Genomic DNA, 2,862 nt, shown 5'->3' on the forward strand with positions numbered 1-2,862 from the left:
TAATTTTTAAAGCAGAATATGGCGTCCCTACGGGGATTCGAACCCCGGTTACCGCCGTGAAAGGGCGATGTCCTAGGCCTCTAGACGATAGGGACGTTTCAGAGGTGGGCGTATATTAGGTCGATTTAATAAAAGTGTCAAATAGTTTTCTGAAGAAATATTAAAAAAAACAGTCAAGCGATTAAAAATAACTCAAATTGTAGAAAATATATACATTTAGCCTTCATTTTTCTGAAAAGGCTCAATAATTGCCTTTATGACCGACGGATGTTGTAGATACCCTAAAATCTCATGAGGCTGGTTGGCGAAAGTATAAATTTTCTGATTAATAATGGCAGGTTCAAAATTAAATGGGGCTTCGCACAATGGAAAAGCAGTTAAAAAATCATCTTGAGAGTAAAAATTAAACCAATCACCGTAAATACATGGCGGTCTAGAAATTGGACTCGGGAGCTTACTTTGAATTACGCGAAAAGATAAAGGAGAAGCTAAGGTGACAAAACGCTTAACTGAGAATTGATAAGAGGGATCTGATAATAATTGGAAAGCAATAACTGAACCGAGAGAGTGTCCGACCACAATATAATCTTCGTCTTCTCGCATTTTCTTTAAAATTCTTTGATGTACTTCCTCCATAAACTCTGGATTAGATAGATACATATAGGTTTCGATGAGGAATTGTTGAATCAAACTTTCATGCAGTTTAGGAAAGTTATTTAATAAAACAACTAGTTCTTTCAGTACACGATCTTTAACTAATTGAGAAGTGAGATAAAGCCGTTCTGAGAAGCTTTTATCAGTTTGATCGGTTGAGGGGCGTAACAACGGAACAAATGGAGTGTGCTCTCTAGTAGGAGGATTACTTGGGTGTACGTTAATAGGGAAATAATTATTAAAAAATGATTTAGGTAATAACGTGTTAAGGTCTAATTGGTTACTTAACTGGTATTTGGTCATTAAGTCGCCATAAAATGGCATGTGAATATGAAGATCGCGGACATTAACTCTGCAAGGCATTTGTTTTAGGCCAAGCTTAAACACTTTTAACCAATGCTCTTTCAAGCGGTGTGCTGTGTAGTTTTGTTGATTCATCCCGTGGATAAATATAATTTTCATTCTATACAAGATTTTGTTTTTAATATAAATTTTAATCTACAACGGTATGTTGTTTAAAACCAGTATATAGACAAAAAAAAGTGTAGCTTTTTGCTACACTTTAATTGAATAACGACGGGTTTAGTCTTTATTACGATAAAAAATAAAATAACTGACATAACATAAAGCTGTAAAAATAAGACAGCCTACAAAACCAGCGTGCATTTCAGGGTCTGCTGCCATACTCAAACAAGTAATAAAACAGAAAACAAAACCTAAAATTGGCACAATAGGGAATAAAGGCGCAGCATATTGTAAGTCTTTAACTGTATGTCCTGATCTATACCATTGGCGGCGGAAGTTGAACTGACTTAAACAAATGCTCATCCATACAATGACCATGGTAAAAGCCGCTACACCAAGCAGATTCTTAAAAATAGTCTCAGGTGCAAATTGCTCTGATAATAAACCTGGAATTGCACCGAACATGGTTACAACTAGAGCTACGATTGGTGTTCCACTTTTTGATAAAGTCGCAAACACACTAGGTAGCAATTTTTGTTCTGACAGCGACCACATCATACGTGAAGCTGCATATAGGCCAGAATTGGCTGCTGAAAGCAGAGCTGTGATAATTACAAACCTAATAATGTCATCCGCATATGGAATGCCAATATAATTGAATACGGTTACGAAAGGACTGCTACTTACACCATCACCGCCTAGACCTGCGAGTTGGAATGGGAGTAAGGCACTAATGACAATGATGGTACCCACAAAGAAAATAAGTAGACGCCAGATCGCGGCATTAATCGCTTTTGGTACATTTTGAGCCGGATCTTTTGTTTCGCCAGCTGCTACACCAATTAATTCGGTTCCTGAGAAAGCAAAGTTAACAATCAGCATGGTCGTAAAAATAGGAATTAAACCATGAGGGAACCAGCCTTGAGCCGTAAGATTGCTAAAGAGTGGAGCAGTTTGCGCACCATGGAATGGAATTAAACCAAAAATTGCTAATAGGCCGAGCACGATAAAGGCAATGACAGTAACGACTTTAACAAGAGCCAGCCAAAACTCAGATTCAGCAAAAATACGCGTTGAACTAATATTTAAGCCAAAGATAGTAACTGCAAAAATAATTGTCCAAATCCACATAGAAATCTGTGGAAACCATTCTTGCATGAGTAGGGCAGCGGCAGTGAATTCGGTTCCAAGCGTTGCAGTCCATGTGAGCCAGTACATCCAAGAAATCATATAGCCAGTACTTGGACTGATATATTTTTTGGCATAGGCACCAAAAGAACCTGAAACAGGCATGTGTACAGCGAGTTCTCCTAGGCAAAGCATGACCATGTAAGCGATCGCGCCACCAAGAATATAGGCAATAATTGCGCCAATAGCTCCAGTTTGTGAAATGACTTCCCCTGAACCTAAAAATAGACCAGTTCCGATCGCTCCGCCCAGTGATAACATCACAAGATGGCGAGTGCTCATGGCTCTTTTTAAAGGTGCAGTACTGTTCTGATGCTGATGAGCATCTAGTTGATTGTCAGATGGCTGCATATTACACATTGAGAGAATTAAGAAAGACGCTATTTTAGATAAAATAGACAAATGTGCAATCTAGAAAGAGATAAAGAATAAACAGTAAGGTGACGATAGAGTCTTTTTATAATTTTTAAAGCAGAATATGGCGTCCCTACGGGGATTCGAACCCCGGTTACCGCCGTGAAAGGGCGATGTCCTAGGCCTCTAGACGATAGGGAC

General features: G+C 38.6%; 2 protein-coding genes and 2 tRNA genes. All 4 read right to left on the reverse strand.

Annotation, left to right across the window (positions count from 1 at the left end; all coding sequences use genetic code 11):
• Positions 1 to 19 precede the first annotated feature (19 nt).
• Positions 20 to 95, reverse strand: a tRNA-Glu gene (locus tag F928_RS16370).
• Between the two features lie 121 nt (positions 96 to 216).
• Positions 217 to 1,116: a PGAP1-like alpha/beta domain-containing protein gene (locus F928_RS16375; protein WP_002117099.1), complete on the reverse strand. Its 900-nt coding sequence runs from the start codon at positions 1,114 to 1,116 to the stop codon at positions 217 to 219.
• Positions 1,117 to 1,236: 120 nt separating this feature from the next.
• Complete coding sequence (locus F928_RS16380; protein WP_002116873.1) at positions 1,237 to 2,658, reverse strand: amino acid permease; 1,422 nt, start codon at positions 2,656 to 2,658, stop codon at positions 1,237 to 1,239.
• A 128-nt stretch (positions 2,659 to 2,786) separates the two neighbouring features.
• A tRNA-Glu gene (locus tag F928_RS16385) sits at positions 2,787 to 2,862 on the reverse strand.

The organism is Acinetobacter pittii ATCC 19004 = CIP 70.29 (assembly GCF_000369045.1).
GTDB classification, from domain to species: Bacteria; Pseudomonadota; Gammaproteobacteria; order Pseudomonadales; family Moraxellaceae; genus Acinetobacter; species Acinetobacter pittii.